This window comes from Geothrix mesophila (assembly GCF_022808835.1).
Taxonomy (GTDB): domain Bacteria; phylum Acidobacteriota; class Holophagae; order Holophagales; family Holophagaceae; genus Geothrix; species Geothrix paludis.
In genome coordinates this window covers 292,869-316,340 of record NZ_JAKZLD010000001.1, presented here as the reverse complement: position 1 = coordinate 316,340, position 23,472 = coordinate 292,869, and the positions used below count along the sequence as shown (strand labels likewise).

The 23,472-nt window shown below is 68.7% G+C and carries 21 protein-coding genes and 1 pseudogene; 9 read left to right on the top strand and 13 right to left on the bottom strand.

Going from position 1 to position 23,472, the window contains the following annotated elements; all coding sequences use genetic code 11:
• Positions 1-8 precede the first annotated feature (8 nt).
• From MLG87_RS01500 to acpP, 4 genes are all read right to left on the bottom strand, one after another.
• Complete coding sequence (locus MLG87_RS01500; RefSeq protein ID WP_243293457.1) at positions 9-389, bottom strand: hypothetical protein; 381 nt, start codon at positions 387-389, stop codon at positions 9-11.
• A complete protein-coding gene (gene uvrB, locus MLG87_RS01495; protein WP_243293456.1) occupies positions 389-2,440 on the bottom strand; it encodes an excinuclease ABC subunit UvrB in 2,052 nt (683 codons plus the stop codon). Before uvrB ends, MLG87_RS01500 begins: the two co-directional genes overlap by 1 nt.
• A gap of 195 nt (positions 2,441-2,635) precedes the next feature.
• On the bottom strand, positions 2,636-3,889 hold the full coding sequence (fabF, locus tag MLG87_RS01490) for a beta-ketoacyl-ACP synthase II (RefSeq protein WP_243293455.1): 1,254 nt from the start codon (positions 3,887-3,889) through the stop codon (positions 2,636-2,638).
• 77 nt (positions 3,890-3,966) lie between these two features.
• Positions 3,967-4,206, bottom strand: coding sequence for an acyl carrier protein (acpP, locus tag MLG87_RS01485; protein ID WP_243288255.1), 240 nt, complete (start codon positions 4,204-4,206; stop codon positions 3,967-3,969).
• Between the two features lie 137 nt (positions 4,207-4,343).
• On the opposite strand from acpP, the gene MLG87_RS01480 reads away from it, so the two are divergent.
• Together MLG87_RS01480 and MLG87_RS01475 are read left to right on the top strand one after the other, a co-directional pair.
• Positions 4,344-5,279 carry a site-specific tyrosine recombinase XerD gene (locus MLG87_RS01480; RefSeq protein ID WP_243293454.1) on the top strand — a complete coding sequence of 312 codons (936 nt, stop codon included), beginning with the start codon at positions 4,344-4,346 and terminating at the stop codon, positions 5,277-5,279.
• Positions 5,280-5,394: 115 nt separating this feature from the next.
• Positions 5,395-5,547 (top strand): annotated as a pseudogene (locus MLG87_RS01475) (tyrosine-type recombinase/integrase); the annotation flags it as partial.
• 59 nt (positions 5,548-5,606) lie between these two features.
• Here MLG87_RS01475 and MLG87_RS01470 read toward each other — a convergent pair.
• Complete coding sequence (locus MLG87_RS01470) at positions 5,607-6,536, bottom strand: DMT family transporter (RefSeq protein WP_243293453.1); 930 nt, start codon at positions 6,534-6,536, stop codon at positions 5,607-5,609.
• A 49-nt stretch (positions 6,537-6,585) separates the two neighbouring features.
• Between MLG87_RS01470 and MLG87_RS01465 the strand changes: the two genes are divergently transcribed.
• Positions 6,586-7,605, top strand: coding sequence for a helix-turn-helix transcriptional regulator (locus MLG87_RS01465; protein WP_243293452.1), 1,020 nt, complete (start codon positions 6,586-6,588; stop codon positions 7,603-7,605).
• 6 nt (positions 7,606-7,611) lie between these two features.
• On the opposite strand, the gene MLG87_RS01460 is transcribed toward MLG87_RS01465, so the two are convergent.
• Both MLG87_RS01460 and MLG87_RS01455 read right to left on the bottom strand, forming a co-directional pair.
• Entirely contained in the window at positions 7,612-9,186 is a 1,575-nt protein-coding gene (locus tag MLG87_RS01460; protein ID WP_243293451.1) for an ABC transporter substrate-binding protein, read from the bottom strand.
• A 40-nt stretch (positions 9,187-9,226) separates the two neighbouring features.
• Positions 9,227-9,796 carry a thioredoxin domain-containing protein gene (locus MLG87_RS01455; RefSeq protein WP_243293450.1) on the bottom strand — a complete coding sequence of 190 codons (570 nt, stop codon included), beginning with the start codon at positions 9,794-9,796 and terminating at the stop codon, positions 9,227-9,229.
• Positions 9,797-9,881: 85 nt separating this feature from the next.
• On the opposite strand from MLG87_RS01455, the gene MLG87_RS01450 reads away from it, so the two are divergent.
• Positions 9,882-10,388 (top strand): Rrf2 family transcriptional regulator, encoded by a 507-nt coding sequence (locus tag MLG87_RS01450; protein WP_243293449.1) that lies wholly within the window; start codon positions 9,882-9,884, stop codon positions 10,386-10,388.
• A 22-nt stretch (positions 10,389-10,410) separates the two neighbouring features.
• Here the strand turns inward: MLG87_RS01450 and MLG87_RS01445 are convergent, their stop codons facing one another.
• Positions 10,411-12,060 (bottom strand): tetratricopeptide repeat protein, encoded by a 1,650-nt coding sequence (locus tag MLG87_RS01445; protein ID WP_243293448.1) that lies wholly within the window; start codon positions 12,058-12,060, stop codon positions 10,411-10,413.
• A 128-nt stretch (positions 12,061-12,188) separates the two neighbouring features.
• Here MLG87_RS01445 and ttcA point away from each other — a divergent pair, with 128 nt between their 5' ends.
• Complete coding sequence (gene ttcA, locus MLG87_RS01440) at positions 12,189-13,040, top strand: tRNA 2-thiocytidine(32) synthetase TtcA (RefSeq protein WP_243293447.1); 852 nt, start codon at positions 12,189-12,191, stop codon at positions 13,038-13,040.
• Positions 13,041-13,056: 16 nt separating this feature from the next.
• Here the strand turns inward: ttcA and MLG87_RS01435 are convergent, their stop codons facing one another.
• Together MLG87_RS01435 and MLG87_RS01430 are read right to left on the bottom strand one after the other, a co-directional pair.
• Positions 13,057-13,845, bottom strand: a complete 789-nt coding sequence (locus MLG87_RS01435; protein ID WP_243293446.1) for a hypothetical protein — start codon at positions 13,843-13,845, stop codon at positions 13,057-13,059.
• 17 nt (positions 13,846-13,862) lie between these two features.
• Entirely contained in the window at positions 13,863-15,053 is a 1,191-nt protein-coding gene (locus MLG87_RS01430) for a class I SAM-dependent rRNA methyltransferase (protein ID WP_243293445.1), read from the bottom strand.
• Positions 15,054-15,082: 29 nt separating this feature from the next.
• Here MLG87_RS01430 and MLG87_RS01425 point away from each other — a divergent pair, with 29 nt between their 5' ends.
• The gene (locus tag MLG87_RS01425; protein ID WP_243293444.1) at positions 15,083-16,249 is read left to right on the top strand and encodes an alkaline phosphatase family protein; all 1,167 of its coding nucleotides are present in this window, start codon (positions 15,083-15,085) and stop codon (positions 16,247-16,249) included.
• A 165-nt stretch (positions 16,250-16,414) separates the two neighbouring features.
• Here the strand turns inward: MLG87_RS01425 and MLG87_RS01420 are convergent, their stop codons facing one another.
• Entirely contained in the window at positions 16,415-18,097 is a 1,683-nt protein-coding gene (locus tag MLG87_RS01420) for an aspartate:alanine exchanger family transporter (RefSeq protein ID WP_243293443.1), read from the bottom strand.
• A gap of 28 nt (positions 18,098-18,125) precedes the next feature.
• Positions 18,126-19,160 (bottom strand): cysteine desulfurase family protein, encoded by a 1,035-nt coding sequence (locus tag MLG87_RS01415; protein WP_243293442.1) that lies wholly within the window; start codon positions 19,158-19,160, stop codon positions 18,126-18,128.
• A 22-nt stretch (positions 19,161-19,182) separates the two neighbouring features.
• Between MLG87_RS01415 and MLG87_RS01410 the strand changes: the two genes are divergently transcribed.
• Positions 19,183-20,094, top strand: a complete 912-nt coding sequence (locus MLG87_RS01410) for a 5'-nucleotidase (RefSeq protein ID WP_243293441.1) — start codon at positions 19,183-19,185, stop codon at positions 20,092-20,094.
• Positions 20,095-20,100: 6 nt separating this feature from the next.
• Here the strand turns inward: MLG87_RS01410 and MLG87_RS01405 are convergent, their stop codons facing one another.
• Positions 20,101-20,697: a YajG family lipoprotein gene (locus tag MLG87_RS01405; protein ID WP_243293440.1), complete on the bottom strand. Its 597-nt coding sequence runs from the start codon at positions 20,695-20,697 to the stop codon at positions 20,101-20,103.
• A 123-nt stretch (positions 20,698-20,820) separates the two neighbouring features.
• Here MLG87_RS01405 and ftcD point away from each other — a divergent pair, with 123 nt between their 5' ends.
• Positions 20,821-22,668: a glutamate formimidoyltransferase gene (ftcD, locus tag MLG87_RS01400; RefSeq protein ID WP_243293439.1), complete on the top strand. Its 1,848-nt coding sequence runs from the start codon at positions 20,821-20,823 to the stop codon at positions 22,666-22,668.
• Between the two features lie 92 nt (positions 22,669-22,760).
• On the top strand, positions 22,761-23,462 hold the full coding sequence (locus MLG87_RS01395; RefSeq protein WP_243293438.1) for an SDR family oxidoreductase: 702 nt from the start codon (positions 22,761-22,763) through the stop codon (positions 23,460-23,462).
• Positions 23,463-23,472: the final 10 nt, after the last annotated feature.

Here is a 23,472-nt window from a genome sequence, read left to right as displayed (position 1 = left end):
GGCCCCGGTCAGCGGAGCAGGCGCCGGAACAGCAGGCCCAGCAGGGCGGCACCCGCTGCCAGACCGAAGGCGAAAGCGCCCGTGAGGACCACCTCGAAGGGCCACAGGTTGTGCGAGGTCGGATCCTTCACGGTGTCCACGATCACCCGGACCATCACCGCCGCCGGCACCGCCGCGCCCGCGGCCAGGACGGTGCGGCTGAAGCCCAGCTCCGTCCCTCCGGCGAACCAGGCCGCCAGCACCACGAAGGCCAGGAAGCCGAGGATGGCCGCGGGATGAGAGAAAGTGAAGCGATTGTAGGGCGCCAGCCACCAGGGGATCCCCGAGGCCAGGAAGGCCCCTGCCATGCACGTTGCGAAGGTCCTGGACGGCAGGAGGTTGCGGTCCATCACTCCACCACCGGCCCGGAAGCCATGGCCAAGGGCGAATCGCCGGCGCCCAACAGCCGCTCCCGTCGGGCATGCAGGATGCGGTCGCGGAGCTCCGCGGCGTCCTCGAACTTCATCTGCGAGGCCAGCTCCTTCATGCGTTTCTCCAGCTTGGCCACCTCGCGCTCGAAGGCCTTGTCCTCCAGGTAGAGCAGCGGCTCCTCGGCGGCCCGCTCCTCCTTCGTGACGTTGATGAACTCCCGGGCCAGGGCCTCGCCCATGACGTCGTCCAGGTTGCGCTTCACGGTCTCGGGCGTGATGCCGTGGGCGGCGTTGTGGGCCAGCTGCTTCTGGCGGCGGCGCTCGGTCTCGCCGATGGCCTGCGTCATGGAGCCCGTCATCACATCGGCATAGAGGATGGCCTTGCCGTTCACATGGCGAGCCGCGCGGCCAATGGTCTGGATGAGGCTGCGGGTGTTGCGGAGGAAGCCCTCCTTGTCCGCGTCCAGGATGGCCACCAGGCTGACTTCCGGCAGGTCCAGGCCCTCCCGCAGCAGGTTGATGCCCACCAGCACATCGAAGACGCCGCGCCGGAGGTTCTTCAGCAGCTCCACCCGCTCCAGGGTGTCGATCTCGCTGTGCAGATACTCGGCCTTGATGCCCAGCTCCTGGTAGTAGGCCGTGAGCTGCTCTGCCAGCTTCTTGGTGAGCACCGTCACGAGCACGCGCTCGTCCCGGGCCACGGTCTTGCGGATCTCCTCCAGCAGATCGTCCACCTGGCTGCCCACGGGACGCACCTCGACGATGGGATCGACGAGACCCGTGGGGCGCACCACCTGCTCCACGAAGGCCCCGCCGCTCTGCTGCAGCTCGTAGTCGCCGGGGGTCGCGGAGACGTAGACCACTTGTTTGACCCGGCTCTCAAATTCTTCGAATTTGAGAGGACGGTTGTCGAGGGCGGATGGAAGGCGGAAGCCGTAGTCCACGAGGGTGGTTTTGCGGGAGCGGTCGCCGTTGTACATGCCGTGGAGCTGGCCCGTGGCCACGTGGCTCTCGTCCATGAAGACGATGAAGTCCTCGGGGAAGTAGTCCAACAGCGTGTGGGGCGGCTGGCCGGGCTGGCGGCCGTCCAGGAAGCGGCTGTAGTTCTCGATGCCGCTGCAGTGGCCCATTTCCTTCATCATCTCCACGTCGTAGATGACGCGCTGGTGGAGGCGCTGCAGCTCCACGATCTTGCCCGCGGCGCGGAATTCCTCCTCCCGGGCCTCCAGCTCGTCCTTGATGTCGCGGATGGCGGCCTTGAGCTTGTCTTCGGGCGTCACGTAGTGGGTCTTGGGCCAGATGGTGAGCTCGTCCAGCTTCTCGATCACCACCCCGCGCAGGGGGTCGATCTTCGAGAGGCGCTCCACCTCGTCGCCCCAGAGCTCGATGCGGTAGGCGACATCCTCGTAGGCCGGATAGACCTCCACCACATCGCCCCGGACGCGGAAGATCCCGGGCTCGAAGCTGAGGTGGTTGCGCTGGTACTGGATGGCCACCAGGTCCCTCAGCAGCATGGCGCGGTCGATGCTCTGGCCGGTCTTCAAGGTCACCGACAGGTTCAGGTACGAGCTGGGATCGCCCAGGCCGTAGATGCAGCTGACGGAGGCCACCACGATGGTGTCCCGGCGCTCCAGCAGGCAGCGGGTGGCGCTGAGGCGCAGCTTCTCCAGCTCCTCGTTGATCTTCGCGTCCTTGTCGATGAACAGGTCCCGCTCGGGCACGTAGGCCTCGGGCTGGTAGTAGTCGTAGTAGCTGACGAAGTACTCGACAGCGTTCTCGGGGAAGAACTGCTTGAACTCGCTGAAGAGCTGGGCGGCCAGCGTCTTGTTGGGCGCGAAGATGAGCGCCGGACGGCCGGCTCGGGCGATGGTCGAGGCCATCGTATAGGTCTTCCCCGAGCCCGTCACGCCCAGCAGCGTCTGGGCCTTGTCGCCCCGCTCCAGCCCCGCCACCAGCTGGGCGATGGCCTCGGGCTGGTCCCCGGCGGGCTGGTAGGGCGACACGAGCTTGAAGGGGATTGCCTTGGCCATGGGAAGAAAAGGAAAGCACGAAGACGCGAATAAAAAAAGAAAGAATAACCACTCAGGCAGAGGACCGCGGAGAGGGCGGAGACTGCGGAGAAAAGGCAGGCTTTCCTCTTCCGCGATCTCCGCTCATCTCCTCTTTTCTCTGCGAGTGTCTTCGTCCGTTCTGCTTTCGGTCTTCTTGGCGAATCGGCCTGCCGTTCAGACCTTCCGCAGGATCAGGCACCCGTTGGTGCCGCCGAAGCCGAAGCCGTTGTTCATGACGTATTCGGAATCCAGCTTGCCCGCCACGTTCGCGGTCACGTCAAGGTCGCATTCGGGGTCCTGGTGGTCCACGTTGATGGTGGGGGGGATCTTCCCGGTCTTGACGGCCATGACGGCGACAATGGTCTCCAGTCCGCCGGCGGCGCCCAGCAGGTGCCCGTGCATGGACTTGGTACTGCTCACCTTGATCTTCTTCGCATGGTCGCCGAAGACTTTCTGGATGGCCATGCACTCCAGCTTGTCGCCCACGGGGGTGCTGGTGCCGTGCATGTTCACGTAGCCCACTTCCTCGGGCGCGATGTCCGCGTCCTTGATGGCGGCGCGCATGACGCGCTGGCCCCCCTCGCCCTCGGGGGCCGGGCTGGTGATGTGGTTGGCGTCGCCGCTCATGCCGTAGCCGGCGACCTCGGCGTAGATCTTGGCGCCCCGGGCCTTGGCCAGCTCGTACTCCTCGAGGATGACAATGCCGGCGCCCTCGGCCATGACGAAGCCGTCACGGTCCACGTCGAAGGGCCGGGAGGCGCGCTCGGGCTCGTCGTTGCGGGTGCTGAGGGCCCGCATGGCGGCGAAGCCGCCCACACCGAGCTGGTTCACCACGGAGTCGCTGCCGCCGGCCATCATGCGATCCGCATAGCCGAAGGCGATGAGGCGGGCCGCGTCGCCGATGGCATGGGCGCCCGTGGCGCAAGCGGTGGCCACCGCGCTGTTGGGCCCCTGCAGGCCGTACTTGATGCTGGCCTGGCCGCTGGCCATGTTCACGATGAGGCTGGGAATGAAGAAGGGGCTGGTGCGGCGGGGGCCGCGGTAACCGTTGGCCTCGTCCCAGATGGTGCTGAGGCCGCCGATGCCGCTGCCGATGTAGGCCCCGAACACCTCCCGCTCGGCCTTGATGAGCTCCACCTGGTCGAAGCCCGCATCCACCCACGCCTCATGGGCCGCGCCCAGGGCGTACTGGATGAAGATGTCCATCTTCTTCTGTTCCTTCTTGTCGATGAAGGGGTCGGGGTTGAAGCCCTTCACCTGCCCCGCGATCTTGCAGGCGAAGTCCGTGGCGTCGAAGCGGTCGATGGGGCCGATGCCGCTTCTCCCCGCCAACAGGTTGTCCCAGGTTTCGGGCACGGTGAGGCCGCAGGGGTTGATGGTCCCCATGCCGGTGATGACGACGCGGCGACGCTGGACGGTCCTGGTCATGGATTCACCTCTTGGAACGGAAAACAAACGTGCCGCAGGGCCGTGGGGGCGCTGCGGCACGTCACGATCGCGATGGATCAGGCCTTCGCGTGCTTCTCGATGTAGGCGATGGCATCGCCCACCGTGCGGATCTTCTCCTGCTCGCTCTCGGGGATCTCGAGGCTGAAGGCCTCTTCGATGGCCATGATGATCTCGACGGTGTCGAGGCTGTCGGCGCCGAGGTCGTCCACGAAGTGGCTGGATTCGGAGATGGAATCTTCGGGCTTGGCCAGCTGCTCAGCAATGATCGCAATGACCTTCTTACGCACATCAGCCATCGTGGGCTCCTCCAAACGAACCTGGAAACCCTAACACACCCCCGACCCGTTGTCCAAACCCGGAGTAAAGACACCCGTCTCCCTCCCCGACGCGGCAGAAGGATTGCGCCGGGACCGGGGCCGTGGAGGATGGACCCATGCCCCGCCCCAAGACCCTTGAAGAACCCGAACATGGATGGCCCCTGGGATGGGGTGCCAGCCTGCGGGAGTTCCGCACGTTCCTGGCGGTGGAGCGGGGGCTTTCGCCCCACACGGCCTCGGGCTACCTCTCGGACCTGAACCATCTGGCCGCCTGGGCCTGCGGCCGGGAGGTCTCCCCCACAGATCTCACGCGGGACCACCTCACGACCTTCCTGGTGGCCCAGCAGTCCGAGGGCAAGGCTCCGCGCAGCCTGGCCCGGCTGAGTTCGAGTCTGCGCGCCTTCCTGTCCTTCCTGCGCATGGAAGGCGGCGAGGGGGCCGGTCCCGAGGCGGTGGTCAAGCCGCCGCGCCCCCCCCGCATCCTCCCCCGCACCCTGGGCGAAAGCCAGGTGGAGGCCCTGCTTCAGGCGCCGGACACCACCACCCCTCTGGGTGTGCGGGACCGCGCCTGGCTGGAGCTGCTCTACGCCTCGGGCTTGCGCGTGTCCGAGCTGGCCGAGCTCCCGGCCCTGTCCGTGTTCCTGGACGAGGGCTTCCTCAAGGTCATGGGCAAGGGCCGCAAGGAGCGCCTGATCCCCTTCGGGGCGGGCGCCGAGCACTGGATCCGCGCCTGGCTGGCGCTGCGCCCCGGCTTCAAGCCGAAAGGCGTGGAACTGTTCGTGGGCCAGCGGGGCGAGGGCCTCACGCGCCAGCACCTCTGGCGCCTGCTGAAGGGCTACGCGCGCACCGCGGGCCTTCGCCCGGAGGCCGTGAGTCCGCACGTGCTCCGCCATGCGTTCGCCACGCACCTCCTCGACCACGGCGCCGACCTGCGTGCCGTCCAGGCCATGCTCGGCCATGCCGACATCAGCACGACCCAGATCTACACCCACGTCCATCAGGCGAGGCTCCGCGCTCTCTATGACCAGATGCACCCAAGGTCAGCGCCCTGACCAAGAACGATCTGGGTCGGGCGAACAGGACTACCCCCCGATCGGGCGCGCCATCTAGGCGCGCCCTCCCGCTCCCGCTGCGCCTCCGGCTTGCGATCGCGGAGGGGGCCCCGTTGCCACGCACCTCCTCGACCACGGCGCCGACCTGCGTGCCGTCCAGGCCATGCTCGGCCATGCCGACATCAGCACGACCCAGATCTACACCCACGTCCACCAGGCGAGGCTGAGGGCACTTTACGATCAGATGCACCCGAGGTCGGCACCCTGACCAGGAACGATCTGGGTCGGACGAACTGGACTAACCCCCGATCCAGTGGATGAGAGGCCTCAGAGTTGCGTCAGCAACACGCCTCCCAGCACCAGCACGGCACCCACCGCGAAGGCCGGGGTGATGGCCTGCCCGTAGACGATCCAGGCAAGGATGGCCGTGGCCACGGGCTGGCCGTTGGTGGCGATGGCCACCCGGCTCGGTTCCTTGATGGAGAGGGCGTGGAACCAGAGCAGGTAGGACACCACGCTGGTCATCAGGCCCAGGTAGACCAGACCCACCCAGGCCACGGGAGGAACGGCGGCCACCTTCAGGCCCCGGAGGCCCAGGGCGCCGAGGGGCGCGAAGATCGCGAGACCGAAGAGGATGGACAAGGTGGTGGCCCGCTGGGCTCCATGCCTCTGCACCAGGGGCCGGCTCATCACGGTGTAGCCCGCCCAGGCGACCACCGCCACCAGCACCAGCAGGTCGCCCACGATCCACCGGGGCGGCAGGGCGCCGCCCGCCTTGCCGGAGAAGAGCACCAGCACACCGGAGAAGGCCAAGGCCAGCCCACCCAGCTTCCGCGGGCCCGGCCGCTCCTGGCCCCGGGCCCAGGCCAGCAGGAGCACCACGGTGGGTGTCAGCGCGTAGAGCAGGGCCGCATGGGAAGGCAGGGTGAAGGCCAATCCCCCGAGGAAGGCCAGCTGGTTCAGCGTCACACCCAGGAACCCCGCCCACAGGTAGGTCCGCCATTCCGACCGGGCCACGGACCACAGCTCCAGGTGTCGCAGCCACGCCAGGATCAGGAACCCCGCGCCGGCGATGAGGAAGCGCAACAGGCCCAGGGCGAGGGTCGGGATCGCGTCCGCGGCGGGCTTCCCCAACAGGTACGTGCCTGCGGAGATGAACGTGTGGAGCCCCATGACGGCGGCGAAGCGGAGGTTGCGATGGCCCATCCCTCCAGCATGGCCGCGGACGGGCAGGATGGCCGCCGAGGATTTGTGCATGGACCGCCCCTGGCGGAATGGGCGATGATGGGCCAGGAGCCGCGAACCCATGGCCGTCACCAAGACCCCCCGCAAGAAGCCCACCGCTGCAGCCGTCGGAGTGGAGAAACCCGCCCCCAAGGCGAAGGCCGCCCCCGCGAAGAAGGCCCCCGCCAAGAAGGTTGAGGCCACCGAACCCAAAGCCAAGAAGACCACCAAGGCCCCGGCGAAGGCCAAGGATGTGAAGGCTGTCGAGGTCGTGCCGGCGCCGGAACCCATCGCGCCTGCGGCTCCGGCCCCGAAGCCGGCCGCGAAGAAGGCCGCGCCCGCCGCGGCGCCGTCGGCCCTGGTGGATGCCCTCCTCGCCGCCATCCGCGAGGGGCGCGCCGTGGAGTTCATCTTCGCCGACGCGGATGCCAACGCGCCGCGCACCTTCGAACCCCGGCAGCTCACCTTCGACGCCCTCAGCCAGGCCTGGTACGTGTGGGGCTGGGACCGCCGCTACAACGCAGAGCGCCACCACCGGGTGGACCTCTTGGCTGAGGTGAACGAGGTGGAGGGCGTGGGCCGGGCGGCCCAGGGCCCCTACGCCGAAGGCACCCCCGCCAACCAGATCGGCGGCTGGCTGGGCGGTGAGCCCATCGCCGTGAAGGCCAGCCTGCTCAAGCAGTGGGTCTTCGCTGTGAAGCAGGCGCCTCCGGCCTTCCCCCGCTTCAAGATCGAGGAGCAGGGCGACGGCCAGGCCCTCGTGGCCTTCACGGCCACGGACCTCCGCGCCATCGCCCGCTGGGCCATGCAGTTCGGCGACGGCATCCAGGTGCTGGAACCCGCCCGGCTGGTGGACCGCATCAAGCAAGTGGGCGCCGTGTGGGCCGGCCGGGACCGTCAGGCCTCCGCGCCGGCGCCGAAGCCCGCGCCTCGGCCCGAGCCCGAGCCTCGCCGGCACGAGCCCAAGCATCACGCCGAAGCGAAGGCCGAAACGCGGCCCGAGCCCAGACCCCATCGCGAACCCCGCCCCGAGCGGGAGCGAGAGGAAACCCCCAAGGGCAAGCCCGGCAAGGTCGAGGTCATCCACTTCGACCGGCTGTAGGCCCGGTCAAGGCTGGGCGTCCTCCAGCTTCCAGCCTCGCTTGCCGGGCCAGAAGCCGTAGGCCTGTCCCAGCACATTGAAGGACACCCCGCGCAGCCGGGCGTCGGCCAGCACCCTCACCAGGATGTAGTTGAGGGGGATCACGGGCTTGTCCCGCCAGATGATCTCGGAGAGCTTCAGGTAGATCTTCCGGCGGGAGACCCGGTCCAGGGTGTAGCGCCCCTCCTCGAACAGTCGGTCCACCTCCGGATTCAGGTAGCTGCTCACGTTCGCCTTGGTGCGATAGCCCTCCTTGGTGAACAGGGGGGCATCCACGTCGGGATCCAGGGAGGTCGTCCAGCCGTACGACCAGATGTCCCCGTCGTGATTCGTGGACTTCTCCGTGAGCGCCTCGAAGGTCAGCCGCCGGACCTCGATGCGCATGCCCACCTTCGCAGCTTCCTCCGCGAGGAGGCGCGCCGTGCTGCGGCTGACGGAGGTGTTCTGCTCGTAGGCCACCAGGCTGAGGGGCCGGCCGTGCGCGTCATGCCGGATCCCATCGGCGCCCATCCGCCACCCGGCGGCCTCCAGGATCGCCTCGGCCCGCCCGATCTGGGGCAGCGGTCGCGGGGTGTCGTCGTGGGCCCAGTTCTCGGGGGGCCAGAAGGCGGAGGCGAGCCGGGCCGGGAAGAAGCGCCGGGCGCGCGCCAGCTCCTGCCAGGGCACCAGCTCCGCCAGGGCCTGGCGCAACGCGACATCGCCCAGCAGGCTCAGCTTGGGATCGCAGTTGAGGAAGAAGGCCCCGAAGGCCGCCTGGGGCACCGAGAAGGCCTGGAGGCGTCCCCCGCCCTGGGCGCCCTTCCGGACCAGGTAGTGCGGCAGGGCTCTCACCAGGGCGTAGTGGTACCGGCGCTCCAGAAGGGCCTGGACGAGGTTCGTCTCCTCTGACGAATCGATGAACTCGAAGGCGGGCCAGACACCAGGATGGGCCCCGCGATAGCCCGGCCAGAGCTCCAGCCTCAGGTGCGTGGTGGTGGCTTTGCCGACGACCCGGTAGGGCCCCGAACCCACCGGCTGGAAGTTCACGGGGTTGGACTGGGGCTTCGGGCCGACCTGGTAGTGGCGCCGGGGCACGGGAATGAAGTTGTAGAGATCGGAGAGGAGCGTGCCGCGAGGCCGGGCCAGGCGGATGCGCACCCGCAGGGGCCCCTCGGCCTCCAGGCGATCCAGGGAGGCCACCCCGCCGGCCGTATCGGCGATGGCCCGTACCTGGGGCATGCGGAGGGCCTTCCAGGTGAAGACGAGATCCTCGGCCTCGATGGGGGTCCCATCCTGCCAGGTCATGCCGGGGCGCAGGTCGAGGACGACCTCCCGCCCGTCCTTGAGGACCGTCCACCCCTGCAGCAGCCCGGGGATGAACGTCCCCTCGGCGTTCATGGTCACCAAGCGGTCGAAGACGAGATCCACCGCCTCGCCATCCGTGTCCCGGGTCATGAGGAGGGGGTTCAGCGTGGTCCAGCCGTCCACCGCCACCCGGATGGGCTCAACGGCGCCCAGGCCCCAGAAGAGGCAGACGGTCAGGAGGAGGGAACGCCATGGCATCGTGCCCCTTCCATCGGTCGAATCGCGATGGGACTGAAATCTACTCCTTGGCGGCGGTTTCCACCAACTCCACCAGGGCCTCCGCCATGCGCTCGCCGGCCCGGGGCGGATTCTCCACCACGGTCCCTACCAGCTTCTGCCCGCCTCCCGGCTGGGTGGCGAACAGGTAGAAGGTCGGCACGCGGACCACCGGCTGGGGGGCGCAGCCCTTGGGCCACTGGGCCTCCGTGAGCAGCTTGTCCCGATAGACGCCCAGGTAGTGGACCTCGATGAAGGAACTGGGCTCTGCTTCCAGGGCCAGCAGGTCCGGCAGCTGGTACTGGCTGTCCCCGCACCAGGACCCGAAGACGGCGACCAGCGTGAGGGGCCGGCGCACGGCCTTCCATCGAGCCGTCAGCTCGGTCGCCAGTTGGGTCCGGGCCAGGGTCTCCCGGAAGACGGCCCGGTGGGCCAGGATCTCCTTCGCGGTCGTGGGCCCCAGCAGCAGGGGCTGGTGGTCCCTCGCATCGCAGGGCAGGCCGCCCGGCGTGGTGGCGGGGATCGGGGGTGGCACCGCGGGCGGCTCCGCCTGCAATCCCAGGGTTCCTAGGGCCAGGAAGACAGCTTTCATGGGAATCTCCGGATGCCAGTCTAGCCTTGCGATAAACTTGACTCAATCACTCAAGAATACTAGCCTGGAACCTGGAGACGGTTTCGTGAAGATCTCGGCCCGAGGCAGGTACAGCATGCAGGCCCTGTTCGACTTGGCCCACCACAGCCACGGCCAGCCGGTGCCCCTGCATGTGATCGCCGAGCGCCAGAAGCTCTCCCTGCCCTTCCTGGAGCAGATCTTCAACAAGCTCAAGAAGGCCGGTGTCGTCGCCAGCGTCCGCGGCCCCAAGGGCGGCTACATCCTCACGCGGCCCTGCAACCAGGTGAGCGTGGGCGAGATCCTGCGCCTCACGGACAGCGGCTTCTATGCCGTGGCCAAGGAGGATCCCCAGGCGGCCGGCCAAGCCCTGGCGGCCGATGAGCGCATGAGCCTCATGCTCTGGAACCGCCTCTCCGACCACATCTCCGCCTTCATGGAGAAGGTGACCTTCGCGGACCTCTGCTCCGAGACCTCCAGCAACACCTGCCCCGACTGCACATGCCCCGAGTATGTGAAGGATGTCCAGGGCCAGATGATCCGAGGCGAGCGCAAAGCCTGCGGCGTCATCTGAGCCCACCGCAGGCAGTGCTGCTTCACCCCTTCCCCTTCACGCACAGGCACGAGGTCTCAGCCCGCACCTGCGCCCGGACCTGGGCGCGCCGGAGGTCCTCCCCCGCGGCGGAGGCCTCGGCCTCGCGGCCCTGGGCTGCCAGCGCCTTCTGGAGTCCCAGCAGGGACCAGTAGTTGGCTGGATAGGCGCGGAGATCGGCCCGGTAGACGGATTCAGCATCCTTGGCACGGCCCGCAGACAGGAGCACGGCCCCCAGGGCGTGGCGGGCGGGAACGACACAGGCGGGAGGCTCGTCGTACTTCAGGGCGTCCTCCAGGCGGACCGCCTCCTGCAGGCGCTGGACGGCCTCCTCCACCCGGCCCTGGCCGAAGGCGATCTCGCCCGCCAGGAAGGCGCGGGACACCTGCATCACCTGGCGGGCGTTGTTGGAACCCCAGAGGTGGCTCTCCGGAATGTGCGGGAGGGCCGCCTCGAAGGCCGCCTGCGCCTTCAGTGCCTCCTCATTTCGTCCCGTCGCGGCGAAGGCCGTGCCCCGCAACGCGTGCCAGCTGGCGGTGGCCAGAGGCAGCCGGGCGTCCGGCGCGGGCTCCGCCAGCAGCTCGTCCCAGAGGCCGAACCGCTTCAGGGCCTCCCAGTGCCGGGTGGCGAAGGCCTCGGCAAAGGTGGCGTTGGCCACCACCCAGTCCAGGGGAAAAGCCGTCACCACGGCCTTGGTCTGGGCCAGGGCCACCTCCTTGCGGCCTTCCATGAGGGCCGTGTAGGCCAGGAAGTCCGCGTTGTGCACCATGTAGATCCCGTAGAAGCCGATCTCCGGCTGCCGGGTCCGGTAGCGGCCATCGGCTTCCATGGCGCGCTCGTTGGCCTCGGCCGCCCCGCCCCAGTCGCCGATCCGCGCGTAGATGTGGCCGGGCATGTGGATCAGGTGCCCCGCGTCGGGCACCAACCGGCGCAGGCGGTCGGCCGCGGCCTTGGCCCGCTCGGGATGCGGCGAGCCCTCATAGGCGTGGATGGTGAGGTGGAGGGCCAGGGGATGGTTCGGAGCCAGGGCCAGGGCCCGGCGGAGGGCGGCCAGGATCTCGGTGGTGCCGGGCTGGGGCTCGCCGGCCCGGGTCCACTGGTCCCAAGGACGCACGTCCATGAGGGCCTCCGCGTAGAGGGCCGCCACATCGGCATCCTTGGGGAAGCGCGCGGCCACCCGGCCCATGGCCTGCGCGTAGGCCGCGTCCAGGGTGCTGCGGTCCGCGGGGTTGGGCATGGCGTAGCGGGCTCCCAAGGCCTCGATGAGGGCCCGCTCCACGGGCGGCGCCCCGCCCACACCCTTGCGAGCCTGGCCGAGGGCCTCCCAGGCGGCCTTGGCCTGGGCCTCGTCCATGACGGGGTTGTTGATGTGGGGGCCGTTCACCAGGGCCAGGCCCCACCAGGCCATGGCGCAGCCGGGATCCAGGCGCAGCGCTTCCTGGAAGGCCCGGGCCGCGGCCTCGTGGTTGAAGGCGTAAGCCCAGACCAGCCCCTGGTCGAAGGCCGCCTGGGTGCCCTGCACCTGAGTGGCGATGCGCCGGTGGTGCCGGCCCAGATCGTAGGGTCGCCAGGGGGCCGGGGCCGTCCTGGGTTCGGGAGGGGCGGCGGTGCCCAGAGTGCAGGCAAGGAGGAGCGCACAGAGGATGAAGCCCATGGTTTACCTCTCGAAACAGATCGGTGCCAACCATAGTTTGATAGGAGGAATAAGGCAATATTATCGTTTTCGGAATCAATAAGGACGCCTCGTTGCAATGGTATCGTTTTCATTTGGATGTACCCCGCATGAGCAACCCCTGCGCCCTCCCCAGCCTGGCCCTGCCACCCACAGAGGCTGAGCTGAAGACCCTGCCCCGGCTCGAGAAGAAGATCGCCCGCCGCCTGGGTGAGACCAACGCCGCCTACCGCCTCATCGAGGACGGCGACCGCATCCTCGTGGCCGTCAGCGGCGGGAAGGATTCCTGGGCCCTGCTCGACGTGTTGGAGCGGCTGCGGAAGCGGGCGCCCGTCACTTTCCAGGTGGAGGCCGTCACGGTGGATCCGGGTTTCCCCCAGTTCAACCCCGATCCCATCGCCGAGGTGTGCGAGCGTCTCGGCGTGCCCCACCACATCATTCCGGCCCCCATCGACAAGATGGTGCGCAGCAAGCCCGAGGAGCTGCCCTGCATCATCTGCTCCCGGCTGCGGCGCGGCGTGCTCTACTCCTTCGCCAAGCAGCGCGGCTTCTCGAAGATCGCCCTGGGCCACCACCTGGACGACCTGCTGGAGACCCTGCTCATCAACCTCTTCTTCGAGGGCCGACTCAGCACCATGCCCCTGCGGCTGGAGAGCGACGATGGCGCCAACACGGTCATCCGCCCCCTGGGCACCTGCGAGGAGAAAGACCTGCAGCGCTACGCGTGGCTGCGCGGCTTCCCCATCGTGCCCTGCGGCTGCCCCCTCTGCGGCTGCTCCAGCCTGGAGAGCCGCCGCAAGCAGGTGAAGGAGCTCATTGCGTCCATGGAGGGTGGCATCCCGCGCCTCAAAGCCTCGATGCTCGGCGCCATGGGCAACGTGAAGCTGAGCCACCTGCTGGATCTGAGCCAGGGGGCGCTGAGCGCGAAAGGCGTGGACGAGGCTGTGGAGCGGCTGGGGTAGACGCCTCGGAACCGGATCAGAACATGCCGGGCCGGGCCTGCCGGATGGCCTGCATGATGGTGTCCCCGGCGAACCAGAAGGCCAGGCCGAGGCAGGAGCCGAGGCAGAACAGGAAGATGAGGCCGGGGATCCAGGCGCCGGCCACTCCGCGCCAGGTCTCCACCCGATGGGTCCGCGCCAGCATGATCCCCTGGTAGGTCGTGGGCAGGATGAACAGCAGCAGCCCCGCCAGCGCCTGGAAGACCTGGCCCGCGAAGCCCGGAAGCGACTTCCCGAGGTTGAAGGGGAAGAGGATCCAGGCGAGCACACCGGCGGTGTACAGCGTGGACCGGAGGGATGAGCTCAGCCCGTGGCCATGCCTCGTGCCCCGCGCCATCCAGAGCCCCGCGTGGTTGAGGAGGCCTCCTACGAGGCCGCCGATCAGCAGACCCACGGGTGCGAACACCAGGACAGACACGACGGCCATGACCAGCAGGAATCCTTGGGCCGGGCGGCCGGGCGGCAGGTTCAGCCAGGCCATCCAGAACGGCGTCCGGGGCAGGAACACGGCCAGAAGGCCCGGGATCACGGCCGGCAGATATCCCAGGAGGCACATGAACCAGAGGGGCGATCCGAGGCCATCCGTCCCCCGAAGCGCCTCGCCCGCCCGCTCCCGGTCCCGGAGGATCCAGCGGAAGGTCTCCAGGATCCGCGTCCCCAGGTCCGGATAGGCAACCTTGTCTTCGAAGGGCACGAGCGGACCCGCGGATGGGGAAGGGACATCCTCCAGGAACGCCTGGGGGGGTGCGTAGTGATCGTGGTCCATGGAAGCCTCGGGGGGTGTCACTCCACCCTAAGCCACAGCCCCTTGAGATAGAACCCCTCCGGGTGGTTCAGCGCGTAGGGATGATCCGCGGGCTGCCCCAGATGGGCCAGGACGCGGGCCTCGCGGCCGCTCTCCAGCAGGGCCGTCCACACGGCCTCCTGGAAGCGCATGCGGTCCAGGTGCTGGCTGCAGGAAAAGACCCACAGGAAGCCCCCGGGGGCCGTGGCGCGAGCGCCCAGGCGGAAGACGTCCTTGTAGGCCTTGAAGGCCTTGTCCACGTCCTTGCGTTGCTTGGCGAAGGCGGGCGGATCCACGATGACGCGGTCCCAGCCCCCGGGTTCGAGTTGGCGCATGAGCTCGAAGGCATCGCCCTCCATGCGGACATGCACCGCGGGATCCAGACCATTCGCCACCCAGTCCCGCTCGGCCTGGTCCAGCGCCGGGGCGCTGATGTCGAGGGTGGCCACCTGCGAGGCGCCGCCCAGACCCGCGTGGATGCTGAAGCCGCCGGTGTAGCCGAAGGCGTTGAGCACCCGGCAGCCCTCAGCGTGGGCGCCCACCTGCAGCCGGTGCACTCGCTGGTCCAGGAAGAAGCCCGTCTTCTGGCCCCGCAGGAGGTCCACGCTCAGTTTCGCGGCGCCCTCGTGCACCGTCACGGGCCCGCCCAGGCTGCCCTTGAGCAGGCGGTTCACCGGCTCCAGCCCCTCTTCCTTCCGGCCGGACTGGCTGCGTTCCACGAAGGCGGTGATGCCCTCGCGCTTGCCGAGCTCGAAGAGAATGGGCCACCAGATGTCGCGCAGGGCCTCCAGGCCCGCTGTGCCCACCTGGAGCACCAGCGCCTGGGCATAGCGATCCACCACCAGGCCCGGCAGGCCGTCGCCCTCGCCGAACACCCAGCGGCAGCCGCCTTCGGGGCTCCACAGTCCCAGATCCTTGCGCAGCCTCAGGGCGGATTCGAACCTCGACCGGAAGAAGGCCTCGTCCAGGGGCGCGTCCTCGAAGCGGAAGATCCTCGCCGCCAGCGGGTTCGCAGGGTTCGCCGTGCCCACGCCCAGCACCTGGCCGGAGTCATCAGCCAAGCGCACCAGGGTCGATTCCGAGGGCCGCGCCAGGGCACCGGAGAACACCCAGGGGTGGCGCTTGGAGATCAGCCCCTCCTTGCCGGGCTTGAGGCGGAGCAGCGGGTAGGGCCAGCGGGGCGCGTTCATGGCTCCAGGGTACTTGATAGTCTTGAGGGATGCGCCGCTTCGCCCTGCTTGCCCTCCTCCTCGCCCTCCTGCCCCTGAGGGCCGATGCTCCGAAGCCCGAGGCGGGCCCCGTCCTGCTCATCAGCGAAGACGGCCTGGGCGCCGACCAGTTCCGCCCCGATACCATGCCGCTGCTCTGGGCCCTCGCGCAGGGTGGCCGACGCGGAGCGGTGCTCCCGCCCTTCCCCGCCACCACCTTCAATGGGCACGTCACCCTGGCCACGGGCTGCTGGCCCGAGCACCACGGCGTGGTGGCCAACGGCTACCTGCGGCCGGGGGATCGGCAGCGCGTCCCCGCCGCCAATCGGGTGGAGGACATCCTGCGGGAACCGCTGTGGGTGGCGGCCACGCGCAGCGGCATCCGTACCGCCGTCTTCCACTGGGTGGGCGCCTCGGGCCCATGGGAGGGCGTGGCCCCCTGGCGCATGCAGCCCTTCAAGCTCGGCGTGCCGGATGCCGAGGGTCTGGCCTTCTGCGAAGCGGCCCTGGCGGACGGCGCTCGGCTGGTGATGGCCTACCTCTCCGGCAGCGACGAAGAGGGTCACCTGAAGGGTCCCCAAAGCCCCGAGGCCGTCGCCAAGCTGCGGGCCATCGACGCCGAGCTTGCCCCCTGGCTGGCGCGCATGCGGGCCGCCCATCCGGACCTGCGGGTGATCCTCACGGCGGACCACGGCATGGTCCCCATGAAGCGGCGCGTGCACCTGCCCACTGTCCTAGACGGCATTCCTGTGGACCTCATCACCCACGGCGGCAGCGCCTACGTCTACCTGAAGCAGCCCGGGGACCGGGCCCGCGCCCTGGCCAGCCTCCGCAAAGCCGGCTTGAAGGCCTGGCCCCGCGAAGCGGTGCCCGCCCGCTACCACCTGGGCGGCAGCCCGCGGGTGGGCGATGTGGTCGTCCTGGCGCCCCTGGGCACCTGGCTATCGCAGGCCCGCAGCAGCCGCGAGGATGAATCCGAGCGCCACGGTCGCGCCGGCGCCCACGCCTACGGCCCCGAGTCCGCGCCCATGCGCTCCTGGCTGGTGGTGCTGGGCGCGGGTCAGGGCCTCCTGGCGGACGTGCCCGCCTGGGACATCGCCCCCACCGCGGCCGCATGGCTGGGCGTGACGTGGGCGCAAGTCCCGGACGGCAAGCCCGTGGCGGCGCTGGTCCGCTGATCGGCCTCTCCAACGGCAACCGAGGAACGCGAAGAGCGCGAAAACGCCCTAAGGGGCGTGCGAAGAGCGCAAAAAGAATCCGATCGAATTGGAGGTGCCCTTTCGCGTCCTCCTGCGTATGTCTTCGCGTCCTTCGCGTTCGTCTTTTCCAGCGGGAACGCTGAGTCAGCGGATGAGCGCCAACAGCACCTGCGCCAGGACGATCTTGAGAATGGTGGCCAGGGGGTAGACCGTGGCGAAACCCACGTTGGGCATCTCGTTGCCCGTCTGGTGGTTCGCGTAGCCCAGCACCACCGGCTGGGTGTGCGTGCCTGCCACGATGCCGAACATCACGTTGAGGGGGATGCCGAAGCCCTTGTGTCCGATGAGCATGGTGAGCGAATCGGCCATCAGGCAGACCAGGAAGGCGGCGCCCAGGAAGAGGGGCAGCACGCCGGCGTTGCCGGCCACGATGGCCCGGAAGCCCTCGCCGGAGATCACGCCGATGCCCGCCGCGAACAGCACCAGCCCGAACTGGCGGATGGTGTGGTTGGCGCTGTAGGGGAAGTTCCAGACCAGGGGCCCGATGCGGTGGAAGCGGCCGAGGATCAGCGCCACGGCCAGGGGCCCGCCCGCGAAGCCCAGCTTGAAGACGATGCCGTGGCCCAGCGGGATGGGCAGCTGGCCCAGGGCCAGGCCCGCCGCCAAGCCCATGGCGAAGGTGAGGAAGCTCACCTCGCTGAGGGCGCGGTAGCTGTCTCCGAAGAAAGTTTCGATGGCCTCGATGTTGTCTCGGCGCGTCGTAACGCGCACCCGATCGCCCAACTCCAGCACCGTGTCGCCGGCCGGCACGAACCAGAGATCCCCGCGCCGCACGCGGGTGATGATGGCCTGGCGCTTGTTCACCAGGTCCAGCTTGCCGAGGGGCACGCCCACCACCTCCCAGTTGGAGACGAAAACGCGGGTGGCATCCAGCGCGCTCTGGTCCCGGTCCAGTTCCACATGGCTGCGCTCGCCGATGAGCGCCGCCACCTGGACGAGATCGTCCGGCGAACCCACCACCGTCACCAGGTCGTCCAGCTTTAGCCGGAAGTCCGGCCCCGGCAGGAGCAGCTCCGCGTTGCGAAGCACCCGGCCGAAGACCACCTGGAAGCGGCCGGCGGCACGGATCTCCCGCTTCGTCAGGGACTCTGCCCCGGGTCGCGTCACCCTCAGGGTCCAGACCTCCAGCTTGTGGTGGCCTGTCTGGTAGTCCTTGAGGCCGTCCGCCTCCTCCCGCAGGTTCACGCGGAAGAGCCTCGGGCTCACGAGGATGACCAGCATGGGCACTAGGACGCCGATGGGGTAGGCGATGGCGGAAGCCACCGTGGGCTGGGCCAGTTCCAGGGGGCCCGCGCCCATGGACTTCACTCGCTCGATGACGCCCGCCAGGGCGGGCATGTTGGTGAAGCTGCCCGTGAGCAGGCCCGCCGCGTAGCGGGCGTTGAAGCCCATCAGGCGGGCCAGCAGCACCACGAAGGCCATGGAGGCCGCCATCACCAGGACGACCACGGCATTCTTCTTCATGCCCTCGCGGCTGAAGGCAGCCCAGAAACTGTGCGAGATGGAGAGCCCCATGGCGTAGACGAAGACGGCCAGGCCCAGCTCGTAGACCAGTTTCATCTCCCGGGAGATGTCCTTCTTGAGGCCCGGATCCAGGCCCGGCGCCATCACGAGCGCACCCAGGGCTATGCCCGCGAAGAGGATGCTGGCGATGCCGAAGGAGGCTCCTGCGATCCGGATCTTGCTGATGGGGTACCCGAGCGCTACCACCGCGAACAGCATCAAGAGCGGGTTGTGCGCGAAGAAGAAGAGGGTCTGCTCGATCATGGCCGCCCCGCTCAGGATCACCTGGGGATCATGTCAACCGCCGGATGGCCGCCGCCAGGGCCTCCACCTCGCCGGGTCGCGCATCCGGGAGCATCGAGAACCGAAGCACCGAGCGCGCGTCGTCCGAACTATACCCCAAGGTCATGATTGCGTGGCTGGGCTTCACGGCCCCGCTGTGGCAGGCGCTCCCCGTGCTGACGGCGAAACCCGCCAGATCCAGGGAGGCATGCAGAGCCTCGCCGTTGCGGCCCCGGAACAGGAGGCAGCTGGTATTGGGCAGGCGTGGCTGCCCCTGGCCGATGACCTCGATGCCCCGGTTCCAGGATGTGATTTCGGTCTCGAAGGCATCCCGGATCGGTGCCAGGACAGCGTTCATGGCTTGACGCTCCGTCAAGTGCCGGACGGCCGCCGCCAGGCCCAGGATGGCCGGCAGGTCCTCGGTGCCGCCACGTCGGCGGCGCTCCTGGGGTCCTTCCATGACGGCCTCCCAGGGCAGGCCCGGCCGCATCCACAGCAGGGCCGCGCCCCGGGGCCCGCCCATCTTGTGCCCACTGAACACGGCGGCATCGCAGTCCGACAAGTCCACCGGAACCTTGCCCCAGGCCTGACAGCAATCCTTGATGCGGACGGCATCCAGGACCGAAGGCATGGCGTAGAGAATCCCCGTCTCGTTGCTGGCGGCCATCTGCACCACCGTGGCGCAATCCGCCGGCACTTCCGGTAGCCAGGCCACCCGAGACCAGTCCCGCAGGGGGTTCAGGCAGGCGCTGTGCTCGCCGGGAAAGACCGCTGCCGGACGGTCGCCCAGGGCGCCGTGGAGCCCCCGGATGAGCAGATGCAGGGTCTCGGTGGCGCTGGCGCAGAACACCAGCTCCCCCGGCGCCACTCCCAGGGAGGCCGCGAGCTCCCGGCGGGCCTCCTCGAGATGGAACCGCGCCCGCTGGCCCTCCCGGTGCGTGCTGGTGGGGTTGGCCCAGTCTTCCGCCATGGCCCGCCGCACCGCCTCCACCGCGTCCGGATGGGGCGGTGTCGTGGCGTTGGCGTCGAAGTAGAGCCTGGACATGACATCAATGTACCCTGGGCCCATGCCCAAATCCCTGGAAGGCAAGCTCGTCGTCGCCATCTCAAGCAGGGCCCTCTTCGATTTCGAGGAGGAGAACCGGGTCTTCGAGGAATCCGACGACCGGGCCTACATGGAACTCCAGCTCTCCCGCCTCGACGTGCCCGCGCAACCCGGTGTGGCCTACCCGCTGGTGAAGAAGCTGTTGGCCTTCAATGTCGGGAACGAGGGCCGGGTGGCCGTGGTGATCCTCTCCCGAAACGACCCCGTGAGCGGCCTGCGCGTGTTCCGCAGCGCCCAGGAGGCCAACCTTCAGCTGGAGCGCGGTGTCTTCACCCGGGGCCGCAACCCCTACCCCTACCTGACCTCGCTAGGGGCGAACCTGTTCCTGTCAGCCAAGGAGGAGGATGTCCGCGCCGCCCTCAACGCCGGCTTCGCCGCCGCGCGGGTCTATCCCGACAGCGCCCTGGCCGCGGACCGGCACCCGGACGAGATCCGCATCGCCTTCGATGGTGACGCCGTGCTCTTCAGCGATGAGGCGGAGCGCGTCTACGCCGAGAGTGGCCTGGCAGCCTTCCAGGCCCATGAGATCAAGCACGCGGCCACCCCCCTGCCCCCGGGGCCCTTCAAGCCCCTCCTGGAAGCCCTGCAGCCCCTGCAGGCGGCGGTCCCCGACGCGCCCATGCGCATCCGCACCGCCCTCGTCACCGCGCGCAGCGCCCCCGCCCACGAGCGCGCCATCCGCACCCTCATGGCCTGGAACATCCAGGTAGATGAGGCCATGTTCCTGGGCGGCCTGGAGAAGGCCGACTTCCTGCGGGAGTTCGAGCCCGACTTCTTCTTCGACGACCAGACGGGCTACTGCGACACCGCCGCCAAGGTGGGGCCCACGGGGCATGTGATTAGCGGCGTGAAGAACGAGACCGGAAAAGGCTGAGACACCTCAGACACCTTCCGCGGCCTTCGCCAGGGCCGCGTGGAACTCGGCCTTGCCCATGAGCTTCCGGACAGCGCCCGGCAGGGCCTGCTCGTAGGCCTGCTTCACGTTGCCTCCCCCGAACACGCCGGCGGCGTGCTTGAAGGAGTCCATGACGGTGTCGGTGTACACCTCCCGTCCCTGGGCGTCCCGGATGCGCACCAGGAAGCTCACCTCGGCCAGGCTGTCGCCGGAGAAGAACCCTGAGTTGTACCGGTGGATGAAGGTCAGCAACTCGATCTGAAGGGGCACCTTCCCGCCTTCAAGGTCGTATCCCCGGGCCCGCAGTTCCATCTCGACCGCGCGCTTCAGCAGCGGGAGCACCTCCTCGTCGTTGAAGATGGGGGCGGTCTCGGCACCGAAGGCGTTGATCTTCTTGGCCACCTCCCGCGTCGGGTTGGGCCGCAGATCCTTGACCTCTACCTTGACCTTGATGGACTCGGCGCCCTTCACCTTCTCGACCGAGACGGGTCCCGGGTAGGCGATGTGGATGGTCTCCGTGGTGAAGGCGCAGCCCAGGCCCATCGCCAGGCAGATCCCCGCGCCAGTGCTTCTGAGGAACATGCCCGCGTCCATGGCTCCTCCTGGTATAAAACTGACTTCATTTTACACCTTGTCGTCAAATACGCCGGCTGCGGTGCGATTCAAACCCGCGCCACTGCTAGACTCGGACCATCCGGAGGATCCATGTCCCGCAAGCTGGTGGAGTGCGTGCCGAACATCTCGGAAGGTCGGGATGCCGCGAAGATCAAGCAGGTGACGGACGCCATCGCGGCCGTGCCGGGCGTGCAGATCCTCGACGTGGATCCGGGGGCGGACACCAACCGCACGGTCATCACCTTCGTGGGCGAGCCCGAGGCCGTGCTGGACGGCGCCTTCGCCTGCATCCGGGAGGCGGCCAAGGCCATCGACATGCGCCAGCACCACGGGGCCCACCCCCGCATGGGCGCCACGGACGTGACCCCCTTCGTGCCCGTGGAGGGCGTGACCATGGAGGACTGCGCGGAGCTGGCGCGGCGGCTTGGGAAGCGCGTCGCCGCCGAGCTGGCCATCCCCGTCTACCTCTATGAATCCGCCGCATCCCGGCCCGAGCGCCGCAACCTGGCCGAGGTGCGCCGGGGCGAGTACGAGGGCCTGGAGAAGAAGCTCCAGGATCCGGCCTGGCAGCCCGACTTCGCCGCCCCGCACAACCCCCAGGCCGGGGCCTGCATCATCGGCGCCCGGGAGTTCCTCGTGGCCTACAATGTCACGCTGAATTCCAACGACAAGGCTCATGCCACGGACATAGCCTTCGAGCTGCGCGAGAAGGGCCGCGTGGCCCGCCGCGGCCGCGTGAAGCCCTACTACCAGGCCGGCGAGCTGATCTTCTACGCCGAGGGAAGCTTCCCCTGCGGCAACTGCGACTTCACCGGCGCCACCTGGCAGGAGACCGTGGACCACTGCGCCGCCGCCCACGGCTACGACCTTCCGGCCCTCATGCGCCTGAACGACGCGGATCCCGCCAATCCCGTGGGCCAGAAGGTCCGCCGCCGGGGCCTCTACGATCACTGCAAGGCCATCGGCTGGTATGTGGACACCTACCGCCGCGCCCAGATCAGCATCAACCTCACGAATTACAAGGAGACGGCGCCCCACACCGTGCTGGAGGCGGCCCGCCGCCTTGCCGCCGAGCGCGGGCTCGTCGTCACCGGCAGCGAGATCGTGGGCCTCGTGCCCTTCCAGTGCCTGCTGGCCTCGGGCCGCCACTACCTGAAGGCCATGGGCAAGTCCACAGGGGTGCCCACCTCCGACATCCTCCAGACGGCTGTGTTCTCCATGGGCCTCGGCGACGTCGCGCCCTTCGAGGTGGAGAAGAAGGTGCTGGGCCTGCCCACCTACGATGCGAAGGCCCTCGTCTCCATGCCCGTCCACGCCTTCACGGACGAGGTCAGCCGCGACACCCCGGCCCCCGGCGGTGGCTCCATCGCGGCCCTGGCCGGCAGCCTGGGCGCGGCCCTGGCCAGCATGGTGGCCAACCTGGCCCAGGGTGGTCCCGATGCCGAGAAGGACGCCAAGCTCATCACCCTTGCCGAAAAGGCCCAGGCCCTCAAGGACCGCCTCATGGTGGCCGTGGACGCCGACACCAACGCCTTCAACGCCTTCATGGACGCCCGCCGCCTTCCCGACGCCACGCCCGAGCAGAAGGCCGCCCGGCACGAGGCCATGCAGGCCGGTCTCAAGGTGGCCATCGAGGTTCCCCTGGATACGGCGAAGGCCAGCTTCGAGGCCCTGGAACTGGCCGGCGAGGCCGCCCGCCTGGGCAAGGTGGCCTCCATCACGGACGCGGCCGTGGGCGCACAGATGGCCCATGCCGGCGTGCGCGGCGGCATCTGGAATGTCGTGATCAACCTCAAGGACATCACGGACGCCGCCTATGTGTCCGACATGCAGGCCCAGTGCTCGGATCTGCTCGCCCGGTCCACGGAGAAGCTGGCCGAGGTCGCGGCCTTCGTGGACCAGAAGCTGCTGGACCGACTGCAGAAGGCCAAGAAATAGCCAGGTCCACCCCCGAAGGCCTTCTCAAATCCCCGCCAGCGCCCGGCTCACGGCCTTCCCTCTGCCGGCCGCCCTTCCTGGAGTGATCAAGCATGAAGTTCATCATCGTGGGCGGAACCTCGGGAATCGGTCTGGCCACGGCCAGGATGGCCGTGGAAGCCGGCCATTCGGTGATCGCGGCGGGCCGCGATCCTGAAAAATTCGCCGCGGCCCAAGCCGTCGGGGCCAGCACGGCGCAGCTCGATGCAGGCGACCCGACGGCATGCAGCCGCCTGTTCTCGGCAGCGGGGCCCTTCGACCACCTGGTGCTCTGCCCTTCGGGCTCGGCCGGGGCCGGTCCCTTCCGCGACCTGGCTCTCGACGACCTCCGGAAAGGCTTCGAGGGCAAGTTCTGGCCGCAAGTGACCTGCGCCCAGGCGGCACTGCAGACGCTGAAGGTCGGAGGATCGATCACCTTCGTCGGCGCCATCTCCGCGCGCGCGCAGAAACCCGGGACCTCGGGGCTCGCCGCCATCAACGCGGCCCTGGAGGCAATGGTCCCCATCCTGGCTTCCGAGCTCCGGCCCACGCGGGTGAATGCGATCGTCCCCGGGGTGGTCGACACGCCCTGGTGGTCGCGTGTCTCCGAGGCGGCCCGGAAGGACCTGTTCGAGCAGCTCGCCCGCGAGGTCGCCGTGGGCCGGGTCGGAACCCCGGAGGATCTGGCCAGCGGGATCCTGTTCCTGGCGACCAACACCTTCATCACCGGCACCATCCTCGATTGCGATGGTGGATGGAAGCTGAAGAACGTCTGAGCCCGGGCGG

Bases quoted from the DNA above. Each gene is read 5' to 3' on its own strand.
- MLG87_RS01435 (WP_243293446.1), bottom strand. From the start codon at position 13,845: ATGGACCACGATCACTACGCACCCCCCCAGGCGTTCCTGGAGGATGTC.
- MLG87_RS01415 (WP_243293442.1), bottom strand. From the start codon at position 19,160: ATGTCCAGGCTCTACTTCGACGCCAACGCCACGACACCGCCCCATCCG.
- MLG87_RS01410 (WP_243293441.1), top strand. From the start codon at position 19,183: ATGCCCAAATCCCTGGAAGGCAAGCTCGTCGTCGCCATCTCAAGCAGG.
- MLG87_RS01465 (WP_243293452.1), top strand. From the start codon at position 6,586: ATGGCCGTCACCAAGACCCCCCGCAAGAAGCCCACCGCTGCAGCCGTC.
- ftcD (WP_243293439.1), top strand. From the start codon at position 20,821: ATGTCCCGCAAGCTGGTGGAGTGCGTGCCGAACATCTCGGAAGGTCGG.
- MLG87_RS01455 (WP_243293450.1), bottom strand. From the start codon at position 9,796: ATGAAAGCTGTCTTCCTGGCCCTAGGAACCCTGGGATTGCAGGCGGAG.
- ttcA (WP_243293447.1), top strand. From the start codon at position 12,189: ATGAGCAACCCCTGCGCCCTCCCCAGCCTGGCCCTGCCACCCACAGAG.
- MLG87_RS01395 (WP_243293438.1), top strand. From the start codon at position 22,761: ATGAAGTTCATCATCGTGGGCGGAACCTCGGGAATCGGTCTGGCCACG.
- MLG87_RS01425 (WP_243293444.1), top strand. From the start codon at position 15,083: ATGCGCCGCTTCGCCCTGCTTGCCCTCCTCCTCGCCCTCCTGCCCCTG.
- MLG87_RS01480 (WP_243293454.1), top strand. From the start codon at position 4,344: ATGCCCCGCCCCAAGACCCTTGAAGAACCCGAACATGGATGGCCCCTG.
- MLG87_RS01500 (WP_243293457.1), bottom strand. From the start codon at position 389: ATGGACCGCAACCTCCTGCCGTCCAGGACCTTCGCAACGTGCATGGCA.
- uvrB (WP_243293456.1), bottom strand. From the start codon at position 2,440: ATGGCCAAGGCAATCCCCTTCAAGCTCGTGTCGCCCTACCAGCCCGCC.
- MLG87_RS01405 (WP_243293440.1), bottom strand. From the start codon at position 20,697: ATGTTCCTCAGAAGCACTGGCGCGGGGATCTGCCTGGCGATGGGCCTG.
- fabF (WP_243293455.1), bottom strand. From the start codon at position 3,889: ATGACCAGGACCGTCCAGCGTCGCCGCGTCGTCATCACCGGCATGGGG.
- acpP (WP_243288255.1), bottom strand. From the start codon at position 4,206: ATGGCTGATGTGCGTAAGAAGGTCATTGCGATCATTGCTGAGCAGCTG.
- MLG87_RS01460 (WP_243293451.1), bottom strand. From the start codon at position 9,186: ATGCCATGGCGTTCCCTCCTCCTGACCGTCTGCCTCTTCTGGGGCCTG.
- MLG87_RS01470 (WP_243293453.1), bottom strand. From the start codon at position 6,536: ATGCACAAATCCTCGGCGGCCATCCTGCCCGTCCGCGGCCATGCTGGA.
- MLG87_RS01420 (WP_243293443.1), bottom strand. From the start codon at position 18,097: ATGATCGAGCAGACCCTCTTCTTCTTCGCGCACAACCCGCTCTTGATG.
- MLG87_RS01445 (WP_243293448.1), bottom strand. From the start codon at position 12,060: ATGGGCTTCATCCTCTGTGCGCTCCTCCTTGCCTGCACTCTGGGCACC.
- MLG87_RS01430 (WP_243293445.1), bottom strand. From the start codon at position 15,053: ATGAACGCGCCCCGCTGGCCCTACCCGCTGCTCCGCCTCAAGCCCGGC.